Genomic DNA, 23475 nt, shown 5'->3' with positions numbered 1-23475 from the left:
CGGCGACGTCCTCGTGCGTTCGTGGGCGCCACCGCGGGGCGGTCGTCGGGGCGGGGCGGCCCCGTCCGGTCAAGGACGCCGTGGCGACGGACATGATCGTGACCGTATCGCCCGGGAAAACCCATCTGAGGGATTTGTTACAACACTCACCGAAATGGGTGATTGGTGGTTCGGAGAGTGTCCGACGCCGGTTTTCCGGGTCCGGAGGGGTACGCGTACGTCATGGACTGGCTGAAGAAACTCCCCGTCATCGGGCCGCTCGTCACGCGGCTGATGCTGACGCACGCCTGGCGTTCCTACGAGACGCTGGACCGGGTCCACTGGGCGAGGCTCGCCGCGGCGATCACTTTTCTCAGCTTCCTCGCCCTCTTCCCGCTGATCGCGGTGGGCGCGGCGGTCGGTGCCGCGCTTCTCTCCGACCAGCAGCTCGACAAGATCGAGGACAAGCTCGCCGACCAGGTGCCCGGCATCTCGGACCAGCTCGGCATCGACAATCTCGTGGCCCACGCCGGCACGGTGGGGGTCGTCGCCGGTGCGCTGCTGCTCTTCACCGGTATCGGGTGGATCGGTTCGATGCGGGACTGCCTGCGCGCCGTCTGGGAGAAGGACGACGTGGACGAGGGCAACCCGGTCCTCCGCAAGGTGAAGGACGCAGGGCTGCTGCTCGGCCTCGGCGGCGCGGTGCTCGCGACGCTCGCCGTGTCCACCGTCGCCTCCACGGCCATCGGCTGGACCGTGGACCGCCTCGGCATCCCCGAGGACGGTGTGGGCGGGGTGCTGCTGCAGGTGGCCGCCGTGGTCGTGGCCGTCTTCGCGGACTTCCTGATCCTGCTCTACCTGCTGACCCTGCTGCCCGGTGTGGAACCGCCGCGCCGCCGCCTGATCGTGGCGGGCATGGTCGGCGCGGTCGGCTTCGAACTCCTCAAGCTGCTGCTCGGCAGCTACATGCGGGACGTCGCGTCGAAGAGCATGTACGGCGCCTTCGGCGTCCCGATCGCCCTCCTCCTCTGGATCAACTTCAGCGCCAAGCTGCTGCTCGTCTGCGCCGCCTGGACGGCGACACCGAGCAAGGACGAGGAGCCGGAGGAGGAGGGCACGGGCACGGAGAAGGACCGGGCGGACGTCAGCGACGGGGAAGGCGGCGCGCCAGGTCCGGCAGCGGCCAGCGCCGGTTGACCAGGAAGATCCCGCCCGCCAGGACCACCAGTACTCCGCCCGCGATCGAGAGGGCCGTCCAGGCCCCGCTGGTGCCGGCCGGGCCCGCGGCGGCCGCGGCGGCGGCCTGCTTCTTCTCGGCCTTGTCCGCACCGGCCGCAGCCGGCGGGGAGTCCTTCGGCTTCACGGCGGACCTCGGCGGGACCAGCTCGCCCACCGGGGTCACCTTCCCCTCGGCGGCGAAGCCCCAGTCGAGCAGGTGGGCCGCTTCCTTGTAGACGGCGTGGCTCTCCTCCGACTGGGGGTTCATGACCGTCACCAGGAGGACCTTGCCGTTCCGTTCGGCGATGCCGGTGAAGGTGTTGCCCGCGTGGCTGGTGTAGCCGTTCTTCACGCCGGCGATGCCGGGGTACGGGTCCACCCCTGTGTCACCGGTGATCAGCCGGTTGGTGTTCTGGATCTCGAAGGTCTCCCGCTTCTTGCCCTTCTTCTGCTCGCCGGGGAACTCCGCCGTGGCCGTCGCGGCGTACTCACGGAAGTCCGCCTTCTGCATCCCGCTCCGGGCGAACAGTGTCAGGTCGTACGCGCTGGAGACCTGGTACTTGTCGTCGTAGCCGTCCGGTGTGACCACGGTGGTGTCCAGGGCCTGGAGCTCCTCGGCGTGCCGCTGCATCGCGCCCACCGTCTCGGGGATGCCTCCGTACATCTCGGACAACACGTGCACCGCGTCGTTGCCGGAGCGCAGGAACACCCCGAGCCAGAGGTCGTGGACCGTGTAGGTGTGGTCCTCCTTGACGCCCACCAGGCTGCTGCCCTCGCCGACTCCGGCGAGTTCCTCCTCGGTGACCCGATGGGTCAGCGTCTTGGGCTGCAGGGCCGGCAGCACGGTGTCGGCGAAGAGCATCTTCAGGGTGGAGGCGGGCGGCAGCCGCCAGTGCGCGTTGTGGGACGCGAGCACCTGCCCGTCCTCCGCGTCCGCGACGATCCACGAGCGGGCACTGAGGTCTTTCGGGAGGACCGGGGCGCCCGGGCCCAGTTGGACCTGGGTCCCCACCTTCCCCAGCCGCTCGCCGCCCACGGTCGACATCGGACCGGTCGGCTTCGGCTCGTCGGTCTTGTCCTTGTCGGCCGCCCCTGCGGGGCTGATGGCACTTACAGACAGCAACGCGGCAGAGAGGACCGTCAATGCGGTCATTTTCAGAGCAGGCACGGTCGGAAACGTACATCGACTTGCTGAGGATCGGGACCCGGACGGCCTGACCCGCCGCGCATACCGCCGGGACAGCCCACCCCGGGCGAGGGCGCGGGAACGCGGCGGAGATACTGATGCCATGAAGCTCAGCCGCCCCGTCTCCTGGTTCCTGCTCGTCTTCGGAGCGTGGAGCTGGGTCATCTGGGTCACCTTCGTCAAGAATCTCTGGAAGGACGGCAGCGGGCTCGCGTTCGACGACGCGGGAGACCCGACCGCCTACTTCTGGGTCCATCTCCTGCTCGCCGTCACCTCGTTTCTTCTGGGGACGGCCGTGGGGGTCATCGGGTTGCGTGGTGTCAGGGCCCTGCGCCGCGCGGAGGACTGACCGGCCCGGAGCGCAGGGGCGTACGGGAGGCTTTGTGACGGCGGGGGAGCGTACGTGATCGTGGTCTTCGTGCTCGTGGCGGTGGCGGTGCTCGCGCTGCTCGCCGGGGTACACCGGTATCTCTGGCGCCGGCTGATCGGCGACACGACACGCAAGGGCGGTCTCGCGCGCCGCGCCGGCACCGTCGCCGCCTTCGTGCTGCCGCTGCTGACCCTCGGAGCCTTCGTGTCCTCGCGCGCGGGCGTCCCCTTCCCGGTGCAGCAGGTACTCGCCTGGCCGGGCTACCTGTGGCTGGCGGCCCTGCTCTACCTGACGCTGGCCCTGCTGGCCGGGGAGGCGGTCCGGCCCCTGCTGCTCCGGGTGCTCGCCCGCCGGGCGGCGGCCGCGGAGCCGGCCCGTACCACCGAGGGCGACGGACGGGCGACGGACGGCGGACTCGCGGCCCCCGGCACGGACGCCACGTCCGCGGAGCGCACCCGGCACGCCACGGACACCGCGTCCGGCGGGCACGCGGACCCGGCCACGAACAGCGCGGCGGAGCCGTCCCGGACAGGTGGCGCCACCACCCGTACGGATGACGCGCCGCCCGCCGGGTCCACCACCTCGCCCGTCGCCGACCCGTCACGCCGGCTGTTCGTCGCCCGCGCCGTCGGCGGAGCCGCCGCGCTCGCCGGGCTCGGTACGGTCGGCCACGGCACCTACGGGGTCCTGCGCGGTCCGCGCGTCAAACGGGTCACCGTCCCGCTCGCCGGACTGCCGCGCTCAGCCCACCGCTTCCGGATCGCCGTGGTCAGCGACATCCACCTCGGCCCGATCCTGGGACGCGCCCACACCCGGCGCATCGTCGACACCATCAACGCCACCAGCCCCGACCTGGTGGCCGTGGTCGGCGACCTGGTCGACGGTTCCGTCGCCGATCTCGGCCCCGCCGCGGAGCCACTCGCCGAGCTCCGGGCCCGGCACGGCAGCTACTTCGTGACCGGGAACCACGAGTACTTCTCGGGTGCCGCCCAGTGGGTCGACCACGTACGCGAGCTCGGGCTGCACCCACTGGAGAACGCCCGCGTGGAGATCGCCGGCTTCGACCTCGCCGGGGTCAACGACGTGGCGGGCGAGAGTGAGGGGCAGGGGCCCGACTTCGCCCGTGCGCTCGGTGACCGGGACCGCTCCCGCGCCTCGGTCCTCCTCGCCCACCAGCCGATCGTCATCGACGACGCGGTCGAGTACGGAGTCGGGCTCCAGCTCTCCGGGCACACCCACGGGGGCCAGCTCTGGCCCGGGAACCTGGTCGCCGAACTCGCCAACCCGACCGTCGCCGGTCTCGAACGCTACGGTGACACCCAGCTGTACGTCTCGCGGGGCGCGGGCGCCTGGGGGCCTCCGGTGCGAGTCGGGGCGCCCTCGGACATCACCGTGGTGGAACTCGCCTCTCCGCAGGCCTGAGCCCCTCCGCGGGCCTTCCCGCAGGCCCGCGGACCGTCAGCTCGATCCCGCGTCCCGCGCACGTGGCGGCCGGGCGCCGGCGGGTGTGGCGCCCGGCATGAACTCCACCAGCACGTCGTGGATCTGCCGTACGAGGGGACGCAGCACCCGGAAGCGCGACAGGGCGATCGCGCGGGCGGCGATCGGGGCGGTGCGCTCGACGAGACGCCGGCTGCGCTCGGTCCCCTCCGACCGGTCGTAGACCCAGAACAGCACCAGCCCCATGTGCATCAGCCACATCAGCTGAGGCAGCAGCTCGGCCAGCTCCGGGTCCGCCTTGGCCGAGGAGCCCGCGAGACAGCGCTCGTGCACCGAGACGACCGCCTCGCGGGCCGCCGCGGAGTCCTTCGAGAAGGGGGAGAGGGGGCTGTCCGGGTCCGCGGCGTTCTTGAAGAACTGCGCGGCGAAACGGTGGTACGGCCACGCGACGTCCAGCCAGCTGAGCAGCACACCCCGCATGCGCACGCCGAGGTCCGCGTCCCCGGCGAGCACGGGCCGGACCGCGACCTCGTGCTCCGCGGCGAGGCGGTCGTAGAAGCCCTGGACCAGGTGTTCCTTCGACGAGAAGTAGTAGTACGCGTTGCCGACGGAGACGCCGGCCTCCTGGGCGATCGCCCGCATCGTCGTCCGGTCGTACCCGCGCTCCTCGAAGAGCCGGAGCGCGGTCTCCAGGATCAGCGCGCGGGTCTGTTCGCTCTTCGGCGCCTTCGCCGTCTTCTCGTCCTTCGGCACGCCGACCAGGTTAACGGGGTGTGGCGCTCCCCTGATTCGGCGAGGCCGCGGCCCCACCACGCGCGGCCTTGCGGGGTGGGGCGGACCGTACAGGTCTCGGCTCAGGCGCTCATCGAACGCGCCGTGTTGACCTGTGCCATGACCCACTGGAAGGTCTCGGGGCCCGTCGCCGGAATCATGGTCGCGTGGTGCCGGCCGCCGCTGGTGACGGTGATCTGCACGAAGCCGGTGGTGCGCTTCTCCTTCATCAGGAGGAAGAGCAGACCGATCAGGCAGAACAGCGCGAAGACGATTGCCAGCACGATGCCCACGGTCGGGATCTTCTCCTCGGTGCGCGACATGTCGGTCGCCGTCCATACCGCGCCTTTGAGCGGCAGGGTGCCCGCGGGGGTCACGATGCCGTCGTTCATCACGGTGATGTCGCCGAGCGAGAGCATCGGCGTGCCGCCCTGCGTGGCCGGCAGGTTGAAGCCGGGCTGCGTCGGCTGCCCACCGGGGCCGGGGTAACCGTAGCCGGGCCCCGGGGTGGTGGCGGACTCGGGCAGCGGCTGGGGATAGCCGTAGGCAGGGGTGGCGCCCGGTGCCGGGTATCCGTAGCCCTGGCCGTCCGGCATCGTGGGCGGGTTGCCCTGCGGCTGGGGCGGACCCCACTTGTAGGAGTCGTCCGCGTAAGGATTCGGATCGCTCACAGCGTCCCCCGTTCATCGAGCCATCTGCTCCCGCGCGGTGCCCGCGCCGGAGAGCCGAGCCGGTCAATGGCTCCGCACGACCGTACCGTTCCGGCCGGGTGGACGCAGCAGGAGACCCCGCTTTCCGCACGGTGGGTGCGGAAAGCGGGGTCTCCCGGTGATGCTCGGTCAGAAGCGACGGGTGATCAGGGCCCGCTTCACTTCCTGGATCGCCTTGGTGACCTCGATGCCACGGGGGCAGGCGTCCGTGCAGTTGAACGTCGTGCGGCAACGCCACACGCCGTCACGGTCGTTGAGGATCTCCAGGCGCTGCTCCCCGGCCTCGTCGCGCGAGTCGAAGATGAAGCGGTGCGCGTTGACGATCGCCGCCGGGCCGAAGTACTGGCCGTCGTTCCAGAACACCGGGCACGAGGACGTGCACGCGGCGCACAGGATGCACTTGGTGGTGTCGTCGAAGCGCTCGCGGTCCTCGGGGGACTGCAGGCGCTCACGCGTCGGCTCGTTCCCCTTGGTGACGAGGAAGGGCATGACATCGCGGTAGGCCTGGAAGAACGGGTCCATGTCGACCACGAGGTCCTTGAGGACCGTGAGGCCCTTGATGGCCTCGACCGTGATCGGCTTCTCCGGGTTGATGTCCTTGATCAGCGTCTTGCAGGCGAGCCTGTTCTTGCCGTTGATCCGCATCGCGTCGGAGCCGCAGATGCCGTGCGCGCAGGAGCGCCGGAAGGTCAGACTGCCGTCCTGCTCCCACTTGATCTTGTGAAGGGCGTCGAGCACACGCTCCTTCGGGTCGATCGAGATCTGGAAGTCCTGCCACTCGACCTCGTCGGAGACCTCGGGGTTGAAGCGGCGGATCCGGAACGTGGCCGTGATGTACGGCGTGTCGGCGAAGCCGGCCTCCGGCTCGGGGGCCTTGTCCGACTTCTCCAGGGTGGGGGTTGCCATCAGTACTTACGCTCCATCGGCTGGTAGCGGGTCGTGACGACCGGCTTGTAGTCGAGCCGGATCGACTCGGTGCCGTCGTCCGCGACCTCGCGGTACGCCATGGTGTGGCGCATGAAGTTGACGTCGTCGCGGTTGGGGTAGTCCTCGCGGTAGTGACCGCCGCGGGACTCCTTGCGGGCCAGCGCGGAGGTCGCCATGACCTCGGCCAGGTCGAGCAGGTTGCCCAGCTCGATGGCCTCCAGCAGGTCGGTGTTGAACCGCTTGCCCTTGTCCTGGATGGACACGTCGAGGTAGCGCCTGCGCAGCTCGGCGATCTTGTCGACCGCCGTCTTGATGGTCTGCTCCGTGCGGAACACCATTACGTTGGCGTCCATGCACTCCTGCAGCTCCGTGCGGAGCGCGGCGACGCGCTCGGTGCCGGTGGAGTTGCGGAGCCGCTCGACCTGGTCCTGGACCAGCTGGGCCGGGTTCTCGGGAAGCTCGACGAAGTCGTTCTTCGCGGAGTACTCGGCGGCCGCGATGCCCGAACGGCGTCCGAAGACGTTGATGTCGAGCAGCGAGTTGGTGCCCAGGCGGTTGGCGCCGTGCACGGAGACACAGGCGACCTCGCCGGCGGCGTAGAGGCCCGGGACGACGGTGGTGTTGTCGGCCAGCACCTCGCCCTCGACGTTGGTCGGGATGCCGCCCATGGCGTAGTGCGCGGTCGGCTGGATCGGGATCGGGTCCGTGTAGGGCTCGATGCCGAGGTAGGTGCGCGCGAACTCGGTGATGTCCGGGAGCTTGGCGTCCAGCTGCTCCGGCGGGAGGTGCGTGAGGTCGAGGTAGACGTGGTCGCCCTCGGGACCGCAGCCGCGGCCCTCACGGATCTCCGTGTAGATGGAGCGGGACACGACGTCACGGGACGCGAGGTCCTTCATGACCGGCGCGTACTTCTCCATGAAGCGCTCGCCGTCCTTGTTGCGGAGGATGCCGCCCTCACCGCGGGCGCCCTCCGTCAGCAGGATGCCCATGCGCCAGATGCCCGTCGGGTGGAACTGGAAGAACTCCATGTCCTCCAGCGGCAGACCCCGGCGGTAGCAGGCGGCCTGGCCGTCACCGGTCAGGGTGTGCGCGTTCGACGTCACCTTGAAGAACTTGCCGGTCCCGCCGGAGGCGTAGATGACCGACTTCGCCTGGAAGACGTGGATCTCGCCGGTGGCCAGCTCGTAGGCGACGACGCCGGCGGACTTCTTGACGCCGTCCACCTCGACGACCAGCTGGTCCAGGACGTAGAACTCGTTGAAGAACTCCACGCCCTCCTTGACGCAGTTCTGGTAGAGCGTCTGGAGGATCATGTGGCCGGTGCGGTCGCCGGAGTAGCAGGCGCGGCGGACCGGGGCCTCACCGTGGTTGCGGGAGTGACCGCCGAACCGGCGCTGATCGATCTTGCCCTCGGGCGTACGGCCGAACGGCAGGCCCATCTTCTCGAGGTCGAGGACGGCGTCGATGGCCTCCTTCGCGAGGATCTCGGCGGCGTCCTGGTCGACCAGGTAGTCGCCGCCCTTGATCGTGTCGAAGGTGTGCCACTCCCAGTTGTCCTCCTCCACGTTGGCCAGCGCCGCGGCCATGCCGCCCTGCGCGGCGCCCGTGTGGGAGCGGGTGGGGTAGAGCTTCGTCAGCACGGCGGTGCGGCTGCGCTTGGTCGACTCGATGGCCGCGCGCATGCCGGCGCCGCCGGCGCCGACGATGACGGTGTCGTACTTGTGGATCTGCATGGTTTCCTCTGGTCCCTCTGTCCCGGCGCCTAGCGGATGTTCGGGTCGAAGGTGAAGATCACCAGCGTGCCCAGCAGGACGGTGAACACCGTGGCGGTGTACAGGAGCATCTTCAGCCAGAATCGGGTGTTGTCCCGTTCGGCGTAGTCGTTGATGACCGTACGGAGGCCGTTGGCGCCGTGGAGCATGGCCAGCCACAGCATCGCCAGGTCCCAGACCTGCCAGAACGGCGAGGCCCAGCGGCCCGCGACGAAGGCGAAGCCGATCTTGGACACGCCGCCGTCGAGCACCAGCTGGATGAGCAGGTGGCCGATGACCAGGACGACCAGCACGATGCCCGACAGGCGCATGAAGAGCCAGGCGTACATCTCGAAGTTGGTGCGCGAGCCCTTGGGGGTCTTGCCCGTGCGCTTGCGCGGGGGCTCGATCACGGGGGCCGGGTTGTCGACGTCGTACAGGCTCACGGCCTCGACGTCACTGATCGCCGGCGACGAAGGAGTCTCGGTGGACATTGGCCTCAGCTCCCGAAGACTTCACGTACGGCGTGGCCGAGGACGGGGTACAGCGCCCCGACCATCAGCACGATCCAGATGCCGAGGACGGTCCACAGCATCTGCTTCTGATAGCGCGCGCCCTTGGCCCAGAAGTCCACGGCGACGATACGGAGACCGTTCAGCGCGTGGAAGAGGATCGCGGCCACCAGGCCGTACTCGAGCAGAGCGACGATCGGGGTCTTGTAGGTGGCCACGACGTCGTCGTACGCCTCGGGGGAGACACGCACGAGAGCGGTGTCCAGGACGTGTACGAACAGGAAGAAGAAAATGAGGACACCGGTGACTCGATGAGCCACCCAGGACCACATGCCTTCCCGGCCGCGGTACAGCGTTCCAGCCGGCACGGAAGAACCCTCCGGGAGCGGGGATTGGGGTCGGCCGGCTTGACTGTCGGTCTGACCCGGCCGGGTACGGTCCACCGGCCCTGGCCATCGTAGCGACGCTTTGTCGGTTCCATCGCGGCGGGGCCTGCGGTGTGATCAAAGCGGCAGTCAAACAGGCACGGACGGGCTACCGCGGGTCATATGCCGCAGAGCGGCTCGGGGTGGTCGCCCGGCCCGCCCGGGTGACCAGCTCGATGATGCGGCCACGGGCGAGCCGTCGCATCTCCTCGGCGGTGAGGGAACGCTCCTCGTCCGGTTCGTGCGCCAGCCGGGTGCGGATGGCGGCCAGCACCTGGTCCACGTGCTGGGAGGGGTGCAGGCCGTCGAGGCAGATCACGAAGGCGTGGCCGAAACGGCTCTCGTACGCGGCGTGGGCGGCGCGCAGCGCCAGGTGGGCGGCTCGGGGCGCGTCGTGGTGCAGGCAGGGCGCGCTCTCCGTCGCGAGCGCCTCCGAGAGATCGGCGTGACCGAGGTCGTACCCCGCCTCGTCGGAGGCGGCGAGCAGGGTCTCCAGGTCGGGAAAGGGGCGGTGCGCCGCCATCCGCTGCGCCCAGCGGACGCTGCCGCAGCACTCCAGCAGGGCGGTCTCCGCCGTCTCCCGGGGCCAGCCGTTGAACGCCCCGAGACCGTTCGAGTGGGCACCGGCGCCGGTACTCACGGACACTGGATCCGGAACGGAGGCCTCCGCGGGGGCCTCCCGGAGAGCCGGGGCGGTGCCCCGGTTCTGGACGGGAACGGCCGTCGGGCCCGCCTGCTGCGGTTTCGGCAGGCCGGCACGGGACTCGCTGGACCTGGACAGCGGGACTCCTCGGACGAATGGCATCGGCGACTCTGGAGAGGGGTCTGAGAGCGGCGAGGTTGCCTGGGGTGGGGGTGGAGGACTGCTTCCTCCGTGCCGCAACGGTAACGAGGCCCGGCGTCCAGCAGTCGAAGGATGCGAGAAATTCACCCGGACGAGAGGATTTCGGAACGGTTGCTGGACGAATTCGGCGGGGGAATTGCCCGACTTTCCCATCTTCTCTGAACTGTTTCACCCCCGATCCGGAGGTTTCTGACCGATGTCGCGCTCACGTGCACCTCTGGTGGCAGGCTCGGCCCTCGTGGTCGCAGCGGTCACCTTCACCGCCGCCTGCTCCGGTACCGACACCGGGAACGGAGCCTCGGCCTCCCGTGCGACCGCCGCACCCTCCCCCTCCCGGAGCTACCCGCTCTCCTCGGACCCGCGGACCATACCCGCGGTCCGCGAGCACACCCCGGCCCGCGGACCCGGCTGGAAGCCCGGCGAGGACAGCGGGGTCGTCGCGGCGGACCCGGAGCTCGCGGACGAGGCCAAGCTGCTGGCCGGGGAGCTCGACATCGACTACCGGGGCGAGAAGCCACCACGCTCCGGTGACGTCCAGCTGGCGATGGCGCCCTCGGGCAAGGGCGGTCAGGAGTCCTACACGCTGAGGACCACCGGGAACCGGGTCACGATCAGCGGCCCCGGCGAGGCAGGCGTCTTCTACGGGACCCGGACCCTCAAGCAGTCGCTCGCCGCCGACGGCTCCATGCCCGAGGGCGTCGTGCGCGACACCCCGGACCGGCCGCAGCGCGGGTTCAACCTCGACATCGCGCGCAAGCACTACGACGTGGACTGGATCGAGGACCGGCTGCGCGAGATGGCCGATCTCAAGCTCAACCAGCTCGGACTGCACTTCTCCGACGACCAGGCCTTCCGGATCGAGTCCGACACCCACCCCGAGGTGGTGTCCGAGGACCACCTCACCAAGGCCGAGGTCCGGCGGATCATCAAGCTCGCCCGGAGCCTCCACATCACGGTCGTCGGCGAGATCGACTCCCCGGGACACCTGGGTGCCGTGCTCAAGGCGCACCCCGACCTCCAGCTGCGCAACACGCAGGGAGTGACGCGGCAGGGAGCCATCGACATCTCCAAGGCGGAGTCGGCGAAGATCGTCGACGATCTGCTCGGCGAGTACGCGGAGCTCTTCCCCGGCAAGTGGTTCCACGTCGGCGCGGACGAGTACCAGGCCCTCACGGTGAGCGACCCGGCGGCCTCGTATCCGCAGCTGGCCGCCGCCGCCCGCGAGAAGTACGGCGACGACGCCACCATCGAGGACCTGTCGGAGGGGTGGCTCAACGACCGTGCCGCGGTCATCCGCGAGGCGGAGAAGACCCCCAAGGCGTGGAACGACGGCTTCTTCAGCGGCGGTCAGGTCACGGCCCACAAGGGCATCGAGGTCGAGTACTGGACGGGCAAGGAGATCGGAGCCCGTCCGCCCCAGGAGTATCTGGCCGAAGGGCGCAAGGTGATCAACCTCAACGACGAGTACCTCTACTACGTGCTCGGTGAGCCCAACGACTTCACCTATCCGACCGGCGAGCGGATCTACGAGCAGTGGACCCCGTTCGTGCTCCGTGGCACCGAGCCGGTCGCGAAGCGTTACTCCAAGCAGATCCTCGGCGGGCGCTTCGCCGTCTGGGGTGACCTGCCGAACGCGCAGACCCAGGCGCAGGTGGCCGAGGGCATCCGGATGCCGCTCAACGCGGTGTCCCAGAAGCTGTGGGACCCGGGTGAGCCCGAACTGAGCTGGGAGCAGTTCAAGTCGCTGGCCGACAAGATCGACTCCTCGGACTGACCCGGCGCCCCGCCCAGGTCGGCGTCCTTCGGAAGACGCGGACCTGGGCGGCCCGGCGGCCGGGAATCCGTCCGCCGGTCAGGCCTTGCGGAGCCGGCCGATGATCCCGTCCAGATCGCGCTTGAACAGGTCGGTGCGGACGAAGTGGCCGCCGGGGACCTCGTGCCACTCGTGCGGGATGCCCGCGTTGCCGAGCAATGCCCGGAACTCCCGCTGGCCCGCCAGCACCTGGGTCTCGTTGACGGTGTCGAACCAGTTCACCGGGTCGGGGCTGGTCCCGGCGACCAGGAACACACGCTTGTTCCGGTAGCTCTCGATGCGCTGCACCGGGTTGTCGGCGCTGACCCGGGCCTCGTCCCAGAGCGGCACGCCGTAGACCGTGCCGCCCGCGAGGTCGAGGGCCGCCGACGAGAGGTTCGCCCAATGGGTGACGAGCCCCGCGTCCCGGCGGAGGCTCGCCGGTCCGGAGTGGGCGCTGACCGAGGCGAAGTGGCCGTAGTACTTGGCCGCGTACTTCAGCGCGCCGAAGCCGCCCATCGAGAACCCGGACACCGCCCGGCCGTTGTACTCGGCGTAGGTGCGGAAGTTGGCGTCGATCCACGGCAGCAGCTGCGCGATGTGGAAGGTCTCCCAGTTCCGGGGGCCCGAGTTGGAGGAGACCGGGTTGGAGTACCAGCCGGCGTGACCGCCGTCGGGCATCACGACGATGATCGGCTTCCCGGCGGTCCATGCGCGGATGCCGAGCCGGTCGAAGGTGATGAAGTCCTGGTCGGTACCGCCCCCGTGGAAGAGGTACAGCACCGGGTAGCGGCGGCCACTCGTGTGGTACCCGTCGGGGAGCAGGACGTTGACGCCGGGGTCCCAGCCGATCGCGTCGGTCGCGAAGCGGTAGTACCGCATCCGGGCGTCCGCCTCGTTGCGGTCCACGATGCGCAGTCCGAAACCGTCGCCGACCGCGTGGGCCGTGGCCGCCGACGCCAGGACTCCTCCCGCGCCGAGCGCGGTGCTCGCTGTCAGGCCGGCCGCGGCCTTCATCAGGCTCCTGCGGGTGGGTCGGTGCGTACTCAAGATGACCTCCGGTGAGTGAGGGTGGGGGCGGCGGCTCGAGGGGCGGCGTCGCGGGCGGGTGAGAGGTCCCATCCGGCCGGACGCAGCGCGGTACGCGGACAGCCTGGAGGGTGCGCCGCGAGGGCCACAAGCGCCGTAAGCCCGGGCTTACGGGCGGGGACGGCCGTCCCCGCCCGTACCGCACCGACGGTCCTCGGCGGCGAGCAGCGCCCGGCCGTCGGCGGTCGCCGTGTGGAAGGCGCGGCCCCCGGCGCGCACGGTGACGGCCAGTCCCGCCGCACGCAGGACGTTCATGTGCTGGCTCACGGCGGGGTGGGTCACCTGGAGCATCCTGGCCGCCTCCACCGTGGAGCAGCCGGTGCGGGTGGCCCGCAGCAGGTCCGCGCGGGTCTGCCCGAGGAGCCGGCTCAGCGCGGCGCGGCCGTCGGACCGCCCGGCGCCACCGGAGGGCAGGGCCCAGCCGGCCGTGTGGTGGATGGGATGGACCAGCACGGGGGGCAGCCGGCCGTCCGCGAGCGTGGTCGGCGCCGGCCAGCAGAAGAACGACCCCTGGAGGACGAGTCCCCGTCCGTCCAGGCGTAGTTGCTGGTCGACAGGGTAGTTCACCTCCAGCATCGGGGGCCGCCAGTGGACGTCCGGGCCCAGGCCGGTCAGCAGCGCCTCCGTGCCCCCGTCCATCAACTGCCTCAGTCGCAGGGCCCGGTCGGCCTCCAGGTCCGCGCGGACCTGACTCCAGTACGGCGCCAGCAATTCCGCCTGGTAGGCCCGGAGCGCCTCCCCCAGCCGGGCGAGCACCTCGGTGTCCCCGTCCGCCAGGGAGACGGCCCAGGCGGGCAGTCGTCTCGACGCGGCGAGCAGCGTCAGCTCGGTGCGTAATCTGCGGCGGGGTGTGCCGAGCAGGGTGTCCACGGCCGACTGAAGAGTGGTGTGGTCACCGCAGGTGGGGGTGAGGAAGTCGGGGGAGTAGCCGTAGGGCGGGAGCAGCGGGGAGAGCAGATGACGGCTCTCCGGGAGCCTGGGCCGGACCCAGCGGCGCCAGGCGCCGAACACCCGCTCACCGTCGGTCCGTTGCAGGGTCTGGACGCTGTTGGTGATCTCCCACAGGAAGTCCGGTCCAGGGGCCACCCTGACCCGGGTCAGGTCCTCGGGCGTGAAGTGGATCCGCAGCATGGGGAGGCTCCGTCGAGGGCGAGTGGGGCGCGCACGGCCGGGAAGGGCCAACTACCCTTCGGCGTCACCGGATATACCGCCGCGCCGGGACGGCCCGCCTCCGGTCCGGGCCTGCCCGTTCGGCCCGTGTCCCCGCTTCCGGACGGGCAGAATGGTGGTCCGGACCGCGGGGGGAGCAGGGCGTGGGATTCTGGGGGCTGTACGTGGTGGGCCGCAGCGCTGAGCCCCTCCTGAACCACCCCGCGCTGCGGGACGCGCGTGAGCGGCTGACGCTGCGGGAGTACCGCGCGGGCGGCTGGCAGGTCTGGTCCCACCCCGTCGACCCCCCGCCCGGGAGCATGACCGCGCTCGCCGACGCGGCACGCTCCCCCTTTCTCCTCGGCTGCGTGATGGACGGTGTCTGTGTCGCCGTCGAGGCGGCCGCACCGTACGGCGGAACCTGGTACGCCTGCCTCGGACGGGAGCCGATGGCCGAGCGGCTGGTCGGGGACGGGGCGACGCTCGAGGATCTCTTCCTGCCTCCGGAGGACGCCGCGGCCAGAGCCGTCGAGTGGGCGGCGGAATCCGGCCATGGCGTCCTCGAAGGGCCGCTGCTCGAACTGCTCCGGATCGAGCGGCCCGAGGGGTCCGCCGAGGAGCTCTTCTTCGCCTTCCTGGAACGTCTGGGCATCTGAGGCGAGTGCGTGAAGGTCGTCCGACCGGCCTCGTCCCTGGGGCGGACGGCGCTGCCTGCGAAGCGCGCCCCGGCCCCGGCCCGAGGCCGTCCGGTGATCACTCATGTCGGCTGAGTGACGATTTTCGGCCATTCGGCGCTGAACGCGGTAACGGGAAGCGGGTCTTCCCGTGGCCCGTGTGTCCGGGGCCGGGGACGGATGTGGAGGCGACGATGAGTCTGACGGAACTGCTCGCCCGTGCCGACGCGCGCGGTCTGGCCACGAGCGGGCTCGCCTGCCTGGACCGCTGCCTGCCGTCACCGGCGCCGGGGGAACCGGAGCCGCTGCGCCCGCTGCGGGCCACGGACGGCGCGGACTGGGCCGCCCGCCTCGACGGTGCACATGCCGCGCTCGAGGCCGCGGTGGCGGACGGCGACGAGGCCGCCGTCCGGGTCCGCGCGCTTCTCGCCGAGGCGCCGCGGGAGTTCGCCGAGGGACCACTGCGCGAGTGGGCCGACGCCTGCTCGCTCCTCGCCCTGGACATCCACCGCGCGTACGACGCGCCGGATGGCGCGGCGACGTCCGACCACTGCCGGGCGGAGGAGGGCGCGGGGTGCGGACCGCTGGTCACGGGCGAACTCCGCAGGCAGACCGAGATCCTGGAGATCCTGGCGGGCGCCGCCGAAACCGCCGGAGCACCGGCCGCCGGGACGGGCATGCGCCGGGTCGTCGACCTGACGACCGAGGGCCGGCGGGTGCTGCGCGCGGTGATGTCCCGCCGCGCACGCGGCCGGCGGTCCGGTGACCTCTCCCCGAGGTGACGCCACCGGACCCGGCACGGTCGACCGCCCCGCGCGCCTCGGGTTCCCGAGGGCCTCGTACCGTCAGCTCCCGACGAGGGCCTGCCAGGTGACCGGCCCCACGGAGCCGTCCACCTCCAGCCCCTTCGCCCGCTGGAAGGAGCGGGTCGCGCTGTCGGTGGCCGTGCCGAACGAGCCGTCGACCACGAGATTCGCACCATGGGCGTTGAGCTGCGTCTGGGCTCCACGCACCGCGTCGCCGGTGGCCCCCAGGTGGATCGTCCGGATCAGCGCCGACCAGGTCTGCGGGCCGACGACGCCGTCCACGGCGAGACCGGACGAGCTCTGGAAGGATCTGACCTTCGCGTCGGTGTCGGTGCCGAACGAACCGTCCACGTCGAGGCTGTAGCCGCGGCTGCGGAGCAGGTACTGCACCGTTCTCACGTCCGTGCCCGTCGCGCCCTGCTTGAGCACCGGCCAGGTCCCGGTGGACGGCGGAGGCGTCGGGGTGGAGCCGTCGGCGATGTTCACGGCGCGGTAGGGCTTGTACTCGCTGCCCGAGCTCAGGCCGTAGGAGAGCGTGCGGTGGGTGGTGCCGTACGTGCCGCGCTGTTCGTAGGCCCAGTAGGAGCTGTGCGAGGAGTCCGTCCACTTCTCGAAGATGACGACGTGGCGGGTGGTGTTGCTCCCCGAGGCGTCGATCAGCAGGTCCCCGGGCTTCAGGCCGCCCACGGTGATCGGGGTGGTCAGACTCCGGTTGCCCGCCAGTTCGACGGTGTTGGGCCCGGACTTCCACAGTCCGAGCGTCATCGAGACGTAGCCCGAGCAGTCCTGCCGGTAGCCGTCGCGCCAGACCGACGTCTGGCTGTACGGCACCGGGCCGCCGTTGTTCGCGGTGAGCCAGGTGGCCGCGCGACGCAGCACCTCGGCGCGGGTGACCTCCGGGTACGCGGCGGCGGCGAGCTGCTGCGCGACGGCCTGGGGCCCGGCGGGCGCGGCGGCCGCCGGCTGGATGCCCAGGAAGCCGGTGGCCGCGATGGCGACGGCCGAGGCCATGGCCACGCCGTTGACGGCTCTGCGTGCGGTGCGGGAACGTCGTGCCACTGATCCTCCTGATGGACGGTGGCCGGCGGTGCTGGAATCCCGGCCACGATCACGGTGTGATGCAGGGTCTGTTCATGGCATTCAGGCGTTCGGAACGTCATCGGCGGTTGCGGAACGGGCTGATTCTTCACGGGTTCTCACCTTGCGGAAGGCCCGGTTCTGCGGGGCGGCGCACCGCCTGGGCACGGCGTCTCTCACCCGCCCGGCCAGTGCACCAGCCGCCCCTGGGTGATGAGCGAGGCCGCCTGTTTCAGCTGCCGTACGCGGATGCTGACCGTGTAGGCGTCGATGCCCGGGGTCGTGGCGAGACGCGTCGTCAGGAACCGGTAGAAGTCGTGCGCGTCGGTGCAGATGACGATGGCCATGAGGTTGTGCTCCCCGGCGAGCGCTCCGGCGAAGGCGACCTCCGGGTGGTGGACGAGCGCTGAGCCCGCCCCGTGCAGACTCGCGGGCGCCGTGCGCAGCCACAGGGTGGCCTGAAGGTTCCAGCCGAGGCGCTGGGAGAGCAGGTCCACGTCGAAGTAGAGGGTCCCGGACTCCTCCAGAGTCTCCAGACGGCGGGCGACCCGGTGGGCGGACCAGCCGGTGAGCTGGGCGAGCCGGGCGTAGCTCGCGCGGCCGTCCTCGGCCAGCGCGGCCAGCAGAGGCGCGTCCTCCTCCTTCGGTGGCAACGGCGTGGGCCGCCGGCCGGGGGCGGGAGGTGTGTGGTGCGAGGTCAGCAGCGTCACCGCCTCCTCGCCGAGCGGGGGGCCGAAGCCGGTCCAGTGCGCCCAGGGCGCCGAGAAGGGGTGCAGCAGCAGTGACATGTCCACGCCGAGAACTCCGGACGAGCGCTGGAGGCGGCGCGGCAGGAGGTCGGGGCCGTGGTCCTCGGCGATCGGCGCGTTGATGGTGCAGATGATCTCGGCGCCGCCGGAGGCCAGGTGCGCGTACGACACGTCCGGGCGCCGGGTCAGGGCTTCCGCCACCGCGTCGACCCGGTCCGGGCGGCAGGTGATCCGGGCGATCCAGGCCGCCTGCCCGTGCACCTCCGGGTTCACCAGCCCCATGACGCGTACGACGCCGCGGCGCCGCAGCGCCTGGAAGCGGCGCGCCACCGTCTGCTCGGACACTCCGGCGACCTCGCCGATGAGCCGGAACGGGGCCCTCGGCGCCACCTGCAGGGAGTGGAGGATATGTGAGTCCACAGCGTCGATCACGGAGTGAATATCCCTTGATCCGACGTCCTGTGCCAGTTTCCCGTGCCGAACCCGGACGGAGTGGGTGGATCGCGGCGCCTTGACCGAGACTGTTCGGCGGAATCAGTCGCGGCCGGCCGCCGCGCGCAGACCCGCCGTCGGTCAGGGGACAGGGCAAGGGAGCCCGTCGGCCCGGGACCGGGTGAGGGAACGGACCGGATGTGGGCGCACCGCGTCGGGAGTGCCTTCGAGCGTGCTCCGGACGCCCGCACCGCACGCCCCGCGCTCGCCTCGCATCACGCGGCCGCGTCCCGGGGACCGGGGCGGTGCGCGGCGGCTGCCCTCGTCGCCCCGGCGGCGGGCTGGTTCCGATCGGACGGACCATCGCACGCGCCCGTGAGGGCGGCGCGCGATGAGGCCGTCGGGTCGCCGTGTCCGCCGCTTCGCGCGCACGGATGTCCCGGCGGTCCGGCCCGGCGTGCAGAAGTCGCCGGGCGGCCGGCCATGCAGCCACATGCTCAGAAGGAGCTGTCCCCGTGCCCCACAACAGTCCGGCCACCGTGCCCGGCCAGGCCACCCCGCCCGCCGGTCCGGTGTCCGTACCGCCGCCCTCCCCCCATCGGCGGGCCACCATCCTCATGGCCTGCCTGGGGGTCTTCGTCGCCTACCTGCCGGTGACGACGGTGTCGGTGAGCCTCCCCGCCATCCAGCAGGCACTGGGTGCCTCGACCTCCCAGCTGTCCTGGGTGTCGGACGCGTTCGTCCTCCCCATGGCGGCGTTCATCCTGACCGCCGGAGTGTTCGGCGACGTCCACGGCCGCAAGAAGGTCTTCCTCACCGGTCTCCTGCTGACGGCGGCCGGAGCGGCCACCGCGCTGAGCGCGAGCACCGTGCAGGTCGTGTGGATCGGCCAGGCGCTGTCCGGCCTCGGCGCCGCCGCCCTCCTGCCCACGACGCTCGCCCTGATCAGCCACGCCGTCCCCGACTTCAGGGAGCGCGGCAAGTACATCGGCATCTGGGCGATGTGCCTGCTCGGCGCGCTCGCCGTCGGCGGGGTCCTGGCCGGCACGGTGGTGTCCCACTTCGAGTGGCGCTGGATCTTCGTGGCACCCATCCCGGTGGCGCTGATCGCCTTCGTGATCGCGGTACGCCTCCTGGCGGATTCCCGTGCCCCGCAGGGACGGCGTCTCGACTGGCCCGGCCAGATCACCGCGGCCCTCGCGATCACCGCGCTCGTCTACGGCGTCATCGAGGGCGGCGCCGATTCCTTCGCCGACACGAAGGTCCTGGTGGCGCTCGCCGTCGCGGTGATCAGCGGTGTCCTCTTCGTGTTCGTCGAACGCCGCTCCACGAGCCCGATGCTCGACCTGGCGCTGTTCCGCAGCCCGGGCTTCGCCGCGACCACCCTCGTCGCGATGGTGACGTTCATGGCGCTGATCGGGTTCTTCTTCGTCCTGAGCCTGTACTTCGGGATGGTCCAGCATCTCGACACCCTCGACGCGGCCTGGCGGATGCTGCTGGTGACCGGGTCGTCCCTCGTCGTCAGCGGCCCGGCGGGGCGGCTGATGCACCGGATCTCCTCGCGCGGCATGATCACCGCCGGACTGCTCATGGTGACGGCCGCCCTGCTGTTCCTGCTGGGGGTGGGGGCCGAAGCGTCCTTCGGGACCCTGTCCTGGCGGCTGGTCCTCCTGGGCGTCGGCATGGGTCTGGTGACCGCGCCCATGACCGCCACCGCCGTCGGTTCCGTCCCGCACCGGCTCGCGGGCATGGCGGCCGCGGGCAACAACGCGTTCCGGCAGGTCGGCGGGGCCCTCGGCCCGGCCGTCCTCGGCGCCCTGCTCACCAGCCGTGCCGTGAGCGCGCTGCCCGGTCACCTCGCCGAGGCCGGGGTGTCCGACGCGACCGGCGCCCGCGTCGAGGCGGCCGTGGAGGCCGGCGGACTCGGCGGCGCGGGCGGTGTCCCGCTGGGCGCCGAGGCCGGACGGGTGTGGGCCGCCGTCGGGAACTCCTTCCTCGACGGCATGCACCTGTGCCTGATCGTGGCCGCGTCGCTGACCTTCCTGGCCGCCGTGCTGGCCTTCGTCCTCCTGCGTACACCGCGGGCGGCCACCGGCTCCGGCACGGTCGCGCAGGGCGGTGCGGGTACGAAGGCCGAGGCCGGCCAGGTGGTGCGGACCGGGCGCTGATAGCCGGCGGGCTCCGCCGTCCTCCGGGAGGCCGCTTCTCCTCGCGCACGTGCGAGGGGCGGCGGCCTCCGCCATGTCCGTGGCCACGCAGGGCTGTTCGTGCCGACTCGGCGAAGGGGGCCGGGAAGAGGAACGACGACCGGGGCCGCCACCCCCCACAGGAGAGGCCCCGGCCGTCTTCCACAGGGTCGCGAGCGACCCCGTACTCATCTCAGCGCCATGAGTGCGCTTTCTGTCACACCGCACAGGGCCGAGTGAAAGTTGCAGGTTGGACAAGTCATGGACGAGGCACCGTCCGAGCACGTAGCGTGCTGAGTCGCGCAGGGTGGCGCAGTAGCGGTGACCAGCTACGATTCGGATCAGCAGGGCGGGTTGAGGGAGTGCTGGGGGACGACGCGGAGCTGACCGCCGCGGTGCTCGCGGCTCAGGACGGGGACGAGGACGCCTTCCGGACTGTGTACCGCGCGGTGCAACCGCGGCTGCTGGGCTACATACGCACACTGGTCGGTGAGGCGGACGCGGAGGACGTGGCGTCCGAGTCCTGGCTCCAGATCGCACGCGACCTCGGCAGCTTCAGCGGGGACGCCGACCGGTTCCGCGGCTGGGCGGCCCGGATAGCGCGCAACCGCTCGCTCGACCACATACGGATGAGGGGCAGGCGTCCGGCCATCGGCGGCGACGAGAGCGAACTGGCGGGCGAGCCCGCCGTGTCCGACACGGCGGGCGAGGCCCTGGAGTCGCTGGCCACCGGTCGCGCCATGTCCCTGATCGCGCAACTGCCGCAGGACCAGGCCGAGGCGGTGGTGCTCCGCGTGGTGGTCGGGCTCGACGCCAAGAGCGCGGCCAGGACGCTCGGAAAGCGCCCCGGCGCCGTCCGGACGGCGGCTCACCGGGGGCTCAAGCGGCTCGCCGAGCTGGTCGGCGCCGACCGAGGCCCTGAGGAGGGGATCTCGGCGGCGGCTCCGGAGCTCGGGGCGGTGCCCCAGCAACGCCCCGGCCGCCAGGGCGCGGTGGCGCCCGCCGGTGTGACGCATTCGCGTCCGTGGACGCAGAAGGACATGTGATGGCCGACGAGCAACAGGAGTGGCTCGACGCGGACGTGGCGGAGAGACTGCTCCGCGGCGAGTCCGCCGGATTCGCCGACCCCGCCGGCGATCACATCAGCAAAGAGATCCACCGCCTCGAGGCCGCCCTGCGAACGCTGCGCACCCCCGGGCCCGCGGGTGGCGAGCTGCCGGGTGAGGCCGCGGTCCTGGCCGCCTTCCGGGAGGCTCCCCGAGAGGTCCGGCGGTCCGGCCGGGCGGTCGCCGAGGACGGCGCCGGACGGCAGGACGCCCTGCACACCGTACGGATCGGGGCCCGGCCCACGGCACCGGTCAGGCGATCCCGCTGGACCCGTCCGGTGCGTTACGGGCTGGCCGTGTCGATCGCCGGGTGCGCGCTCGGCGGTGTGGCGGTCGCCGCGGGCACGGGCATGCTTCCCGCGCCCTTCGGCGGCCATGGCTCGCCCGTTCCCGCCACGTCCGTCTCGGCCGCGGCGTCCCCGGAGGAGCTCGGCGTCGAGGTGCCGGACCCCGTGGTCCCCTCGCCGCCACCCCCTGTCCCCTCGGGCTCGCCCGGTGCGCCCGACAGCTCGGAGGCGCCCGCCCCCGAGGGCGGCGGGACGGCGGGCGGCGAGGCGCCGGCGGGAGGGGACGACGGTGCGGCGACGGACCGGGAGGCCCCCGGCCGCGACGAATCCCCTCAGGACGGTCCGGATTCCGGCGCGAAGCCGGGGGAAGAAGCCGCCGCCCAGGCCTACAAGAGGTCGCTGGACGCCTGCCGCGCCTACCGCTCCGGCACCCTGAGCCGGGAGGAGGAGCGCCGGCTCGTCGCACTCGCCGGGGGCAGGCGGAAACTCGACCGCTTCTGCGATCGTCTGCTCGGCCCGGACGACCGGGGAGGCGGCGACGACGGGCGGGACGACGGCGGGGACAGCGGGAGCGACGACGGGAAGAGCGGCGGGGACGACGGCGGGCTCCCGTCGGTCACCTTCAGCACGCCGTCCCGGGAGAGTTCCACGGACCCGGCCCGGCAGGGCACGGCCGTTCCCTCGCCGACGGCCGGGGGCATGTCCGCGCTCTCGTCAGTAACGCGCTGACCTGCGAAAACGCAAGGCCTGTAACGCAATCGGGCCGTCCGGCGCAGTAGTGAGTGCCGACTGGTCATCGGCAGCGCAACGAGCCGGGGTTCCCCCCGTACCTTCGGCTCGGCGCACCCCGGCGCGGGTGGGACACGTTCCCCCGGTCCCGCCCGCGCCCCTTACCGCCTCGCCCTCTCAGTGGACGACGACCTTGTCGCCCTTGCGCACCTGGCTGTAGAGCGAGGCGATCTTCCCCTCGTCGCGTACGTTCACGCAGCCGTGGGATGCCCCGGAGTAGCCCCGTGCCGCGAAGTCCGACGAGTAGTGCACCGCCTGGCCGCCGCTGAAGAACATCGCGTACGGCATGGGGGAGTCGTAGAGGGTCGAGACATGGTGGCGGGACTTCCAGAACACCGAGAAGGTCCCCTCGCGGGTGGGCGTGTACTGCGACCCGAACCGGACGTCCATCGACATGAGCACCTTGCCGTCGATCATCCAGGACAGGGTGCGGCTGCTCTTGCTGACGCACATCACCCGGCCCTTCAGGCAGCGCGGGTCGGGCTTCGCCACCGGCAGGGTGGTGGGCGGGTCGAGTTCCCGCGCCGTGGGCTTCCGCGTCATCGCGAGCAGCCGCTCCCAGGTCTCGGTGTCGGTCCTGCCCGTCCGGGGCAGGCCCCGCTTGCCCTGGAAGGACCGCACGGAGGCGTCGGTGACCGTGCCGTAGTAGCCGGTCGGGTTGCGGTCGAAGTGCCCGATCTGGCGCAGCCTCGCCTGGAGTTCCCGTACGCGTCCGCCGCGGTCGCCGGGTGCCATCAGCGTGCGGGCCTCCGGGGAGGGCCGTGCGCTCGGTGCGGGTGGGGGAGCGGACGTGCGGCTCGCCCCGTCCCCGCCCGGCTTGCCGTCGTCCGCGGGACGCGTGACCGGTGCCGAGGCTCTGGTTCCCGATCCGGGGCCGGTGGTACCCGCCGTCTCCACCTTGCACCCCGTGGTGAGCGTGGCGAGCGTGAGTACGCCGAGGGCGGCCGCGACCGCCGTACGCGCCCCGCGCGAAAGCCCGTTCCTCCGTACGCGTCCCATCCTCTGCCCCCTGGATTCGCCGTACCGGCGCCGGCCGCGCCTCGTGCGCCGCGGCCCGGACATCTCATGGGACGGATTCCCGCTCCGCCCGGTTGCCGAATCCTGCGCACCCTCAGGACACCCCGGCCATCCGGACATCTGGACATCCGGACGCCTGGACACCCCGGCCACCCGGACGCCCGCGCCCGCCGGTCCGCTGTGAGCAAG

The 23475-nt window shown here is 71.6% G+C and carries 22 protein-coding genes; 9 read left to right on the top strand and 13 right to left on the bottom strand.

The features are described 5' to 3' along the window. Window positions 1-222: 222 nt before the first annotated feature. A complete protein-coding gene (locus tag ACGFNN_RS12670; RefSeq protein ID WP_393555278.1) occupies window positions 223-1176 on the top strand; it encodes a YihY/virulence factor BrkB family protein in 954 nt (317 codons plus the stop codon). Here ACGFNN_RS12670 and ACGFNN_RS12665 read toward each other — a convergent pair. After that, on the bottom strand, window positions 1124-2365 hold the full coding sequence (locus tag ACGFNN_RS12665; protein WP_393555276.1) for a D-alanyl-D-alanine carboxypeptidase family protein: 1242 nt from the start codon (window positions 2363-2365) through the stop codon (window positions 1124-1126). The two genes, ACGFNN_RS12670 and ACGFNN_RS12665, sit on opposite strands and share 53 nt — an antisense overlap. Window positions 2366-2486: 121 nt before the next feature. Here ACGFNN_RS12665 and ACGFNN_RS12660 point away from each other — a divergent pair, with 121 nt between their 5' ends. Both ACGFNN_RS12660 and ACGFNN_RS12655 read left to right on the top strand, forming a co-directional pair. After that, entirely contained in the window at window positions 2487-2732 is a 246-nt protein-coding gene (locus ACGFNN_RS12660) for an SCO4848 family membrane protein (RefSeq protein ID WP_393555274.1), read from the top strand. Between the two features lie 60 nt (window positions 2733-2792). Further along, window positions 2793-4175 carry a metallophosphoesterase gene (locus ACGFNN_RS12655; protein ID WP_393556214.1) on the top strand — a complete coding sequence of 461 codons (1383 nt, stop codon included), beginning with the start codon at window positions 2793-2795 and terminating at the stop codon, window positions 4173-4175. Between the two features lie 36 nt (window positions 4176-4211). On the opposite strand, the gene ACGFNN_RS12650 is transcribed toward ACGFNN_RS12655, so the two are convergent. From ACGFNN_RS12650 to ACGFNN_RS12620, 7 genes are all read right to left on the bottom strand, one after another. Continuing rightward, a complete protein-coding gene (locus tag ACGFNN_RS12650; protein ID WP_393555272.1) occupies window positions 4212-4946 on the bottom strand; it encodes a TetR family transcriptional regulator in 735 nt (244 codons plus the stop codon). Window positions 4947-5047: 101 nt separating this feature from the next. Further along, complete coding sequence (locus ACGFNN_RS12645) at window positions 5048-5635, bottom strand: hypothetical protein (protein ID WP_393555270.1); 588 nt, start codon at window positions 5633-5635, stop codon at window positions 5048-5050. A gap of 168 nt (window positions 5636-5803) precedes the next feature. After that, the gene (locus ACGFNN_RS12640) at window positions 5804-6580 is read right to left on the bottom strand and encodes a succinate dehydrogenase iron-sulfur subunit (protein WP_393555268.1); all 777 of its coding nucleotides are present in this window, start codon (window positions 6578-6580) and stop codon (window positions 5804-5806) included. Then, complete coding sequence (gene sdhA, locus ACGFNN_RS12635; RefSeq protein WP_393555266.1) at window positions 6580-8334, bottom strand: succinate dehydrogenase flavoprotein subunit; 1755 nt, start codon at window positions 8332-8334, stop codon at window positions 6580-6582. The genes ACGFNN_RS12640 and sdhA overlap by 1 nt, the downstream gene beginning before the upstream one ends. A gap of 29 nt (window positions 8335-8363) precedes the next feature. After that, window positions 8364-8846 carry a succinate dehydrogenase hydrophobic membrane anchor subunit gene (locus tag ACGFNN_RS12630; RefSeq protein ID WP_362538706.1) on the bottom strand — a complete coding sequence of 161 codons (483 nt, stop codon included), beginning with the start codon at window positions 8844-8846 and terminating at the stop codon, window positions 8364-8366. Between the two features lie 5 nt (window positions 8847-8851). Continuing rightward, window positions 8852-9232 (bottom strand): succinate dehydrogenase, cytochrome b556 subunit, encoded by a 381-nt coding sequence (gene sdhC, locus ACGFNN_RS12625; RefSeq protein ID WP_362538708.1) that lies wholly within the window; start codon window positions 9230-9232, stop codon window positions 8852-8854. A 166-nt stretch (window positions 9233-9398) separates the two neighbouring features. Continuing rightward, the gene (locus tag ACGFNN_RS12620) at window positions 9399-9929 is read right to left on the bottom strand and encodes a 2-oxo-4-hydroxy-4-carboxy-5-ureidoimidazoline decarboxylase (protein ID WP_393555264.1); all 531 of its coding nucleotides are present in this window, start codon (window positions 9927-9929) and stop codon (window positions 9399-9401) included. A 400-nt stretch (window positions 9930-10329) separates the two neighbouring features. Between ACGFNN_RS12620 and ACGFNN_RS12615 the strand changes: the two genes are divergently transcribed. Continuing rightward, entirely contained in the window at window positions 10330-11907 is a 1578-nt protein-coding gene (locus ACGFNN_RS12615) for a family 20 glycosylhydrolase (protein WP_393555262.1), read from the top strand. Window positions 11908-11985: 78 nt separating this feature from the next. On the opposite strand, the gene ACGFNN_RS12610 is transcribed toward ACGFNN_RS12615, so the two are convergent. Continuing rightward, on the bottom strand, window positions 11986-12975 hold the full coding sequence (locus ACGFNN_RS12610) for an alpha/beta hydrolase (RefSeq protein WP_393555260.1): 990 nt from the start codon (window positions 12973-12975) through the stop codon (window positions 11986-11988). 147 nt (window positions 12976-13122) lie between these two features. Further along, the gene (locus tag ACGFNN_RS12605; protein ID WP_393555258.1) at window positions 13123-14145 is read right to left on the bottom strand and encodes a winged helix-turn-helix domain-containing protein; all 1023 of its coding nucleotides are present in this window, start codon (window positions 14143-14145) and stop codon (window positions 13123-13125) included. Window positions 14146-14327: 182 nt separating this feature from the next. On the opposite strand from ACGFNN_RS12605, the gene ACGFNN_RS12600 reads away from it, so the two are divergent. Both ACGFNN_RS12600 and ACGFNN_RS12595 read left to right on the top strand, forming a co-directional pair. Further along, window positions 14328-14819: a hypothetical protein gene (locus tag ACGFNN_RS12600; RefSeq protein ID WP_393555256.1), complete on the top strand. Its 492-nt coding sequence runs from the start codon at window positions 14328-14330 to the stop codon at window positions 14817-14819. A 212-nt stretch (window positions 14820-15031) separates the two neighbouring features. Next, window positions 15032-15619, top strand: a complete 588-nt coding sequence (locus tag ACGFNN_RS12595; protein WP_393555254.1) for a hypothetical protein — start codon at window positions 15032-15034, stop codon at window positions 15617-15619. A gap of 63 nt (window positions 15620-15682) precedes the next feature. Here ACGFNN_RS12595 and ACGFNN_RS12590 read toward each other — a convergent pair whose 3' ends face one another. Further along, the gene (locus ACGFNN_RS12590) at window positions 15683-16702 is read right to left on the bottom strand and encodes a peptidoglycan-binding protein (RefSeq protein ID WP_393555252.1); all 1020 of its coding nucleotides are present in this window, start codon (window positions 16700-16702) and stop codon (window positions 15683-15685) included. 194 nt (window positions 16703-16896) lie between these two features. Next, complete coding sequence (locus ACGFNN_RS12585; RefSeq protein WP_393555250.1) at window positions 16897-17901, bottom strand: Lrp/AsnC family transcriptional regulator; 1005 nt, start codon at window positions 17899-17901, stop codon at window positions 16897-16899. Window positions 17902-18518: 617 nt separating this feature from the next. Between ACGFNN_RS12585 and ACGFNN_RS12580 the strand changes: the two genes are divergently transcribed. From ACGFNN_RS12580 to ACGFNN_RS12570, 3 genes are all read left to right on the top strand, one after another. Beyond that, window positions 18519-20069, top strand: a complete 1551-nt coding sequence (locus tag ACGFNN_RS12580) for an MFS transporter (RefSeq protein ID WP_393556213.1) — start codon at window positions 18519-18521, stop codon at window positions 20067-20069. Window positions 20070-20449: 380 nt separating this feature from the next. Further along, window positions 20450-21133, top strand: a complete 684-nt coding sequence (locus ACGFNN_RS12575) for an RNA polymerase sigma factor (RefSeq protein ID WP_393555248.1) — start codon at window positions 20450-20452, stop codon at window positions 21131-21133. Then, on the top strand, window positions 21133-22209 hold the full coding sequence (locus ACGFNN_RS12570) for a hypothetical protein (protein ID WP_393555246.1): 1077 nt from the start codon (window positions 21133-21135) through the stop codon (window positions 22207-22209). The genes ACGFNN_RS12575 and ACGFNN_RS12570 overlap by 1 nt, the downstream gene beginning before the upstream one ends. 177 nt (window positions 22210-22386) lie before the next feature. On the opposite strand, the gene ACGFNN_RS12565 is transcribed toward ACGFNN_RS12570, so the two are convergent. Further along, window positions 22387-23268, bottom strand: a complete 882-nt coding sequence (locus ACGFNN_RS12565) for a L,D-transpeptidase family protein (protein ID WP_393555244.1) — start codon at window positions 23266-23268, stop codon at window positions 22387-22389. Window positions 23269-23475: the final 207 nt, after the last annotated feature.

This window comes from Streptomyces sp. NPDC048590 (assembly GCF_043199535.1).
Classification (GTDB): Bacteria; Actinomycetota; Actinomycetes; order Streptomycetales; family Streptomycetaceae; genus Streptomyces.
This window is presented reverse-complemented; position numbering and strand designations above follow the sequence as displayed.

Excerpts from the sequence above, each read along its gene's own strand:
- ACGFNN_RS12595 (WP_393555254.1), top strand. The coding sequence starts at position 15,032 with ATGAGTCTGACGGAACTGCTCGCCCGTGCCGACGCGCGCGGTCTGGCC.
- ACGFNN_RS12660 (WP_393555274.1), top strand. The coding sequence starts at position 2,487 with ATGAAGCTCAGCCGCCCCGTCTCCTGGTTCCTGCTCGTCTTCGGAGCG.
- ACGFNN_RS12565 (WP_393555244.1), bottom strand. The coding sequence starts at position 23,268 with ATGGGACGCGTACGGAGGAACGGGCTTTCGCGCGGGGCGCGTACGGCG.
- ACGFNN_RS12670 (WP_393555278.1), top strand. The coding sequence starts at position 223 with ATGGACTGGCTGAAGAAACTCCCCGTCATCGGGCCGCTCGTCACGCGG.
- ACGFNN_RS12630 (WP_362538706.1), bottom strand. The coding sequence starts at position 8,846 with ATGTCCACCGAGACTCCTTCGTCGCCGGCGATCAGTGACGTCGAGGCC.
- ACGFNN_RS12615 (WP_393555262.1), top strand. The coding sequence starts at position 10,330 with ATGTCGCGCTCACGTGCACCTCTGGTGGCAGGCTCGGCCCTCGTGGTC.
- ACGFNN_RS12580 (WP_393556213.1), top strand. The coding sequence starts at position 18,519 with ATGGCCTGCCTGGGGGTCTTCGTCGCCTACCTGCCGGTGACGACGGTG.
- ACGFNN_RS12570 (WP_393555246.1), top strand. The coding sequence starts at position 21,133 with ATGGCCGACGAGCAACAGGAGTGGCTCGACGCGGACGTGGCGGAGAGA.
- sdhA (WP_393555266.1), bottom strand. The coding sequence starts at position 8,334 with ATGCAGATCCACAAGTACGACACCGTCATCGTCGGCGCCGGCGGCGCC.
- ACGFNN_RS12605 (WP_393555258.1), bottom strand. The coding sequence starts at position 14,145 with ATGCTGCGGATCCACTTCACGCCCGAGGACCTGACCCGGGTCAGGGTG.
- ACGFNN_RS12640 (WP_393555268.1), bottom strand. The coding sequence starts at position 6,580 with ATGGCAACCCCCACCCTGGAGAAGTCGGACAAGGCCCCCGAGCCGGAG.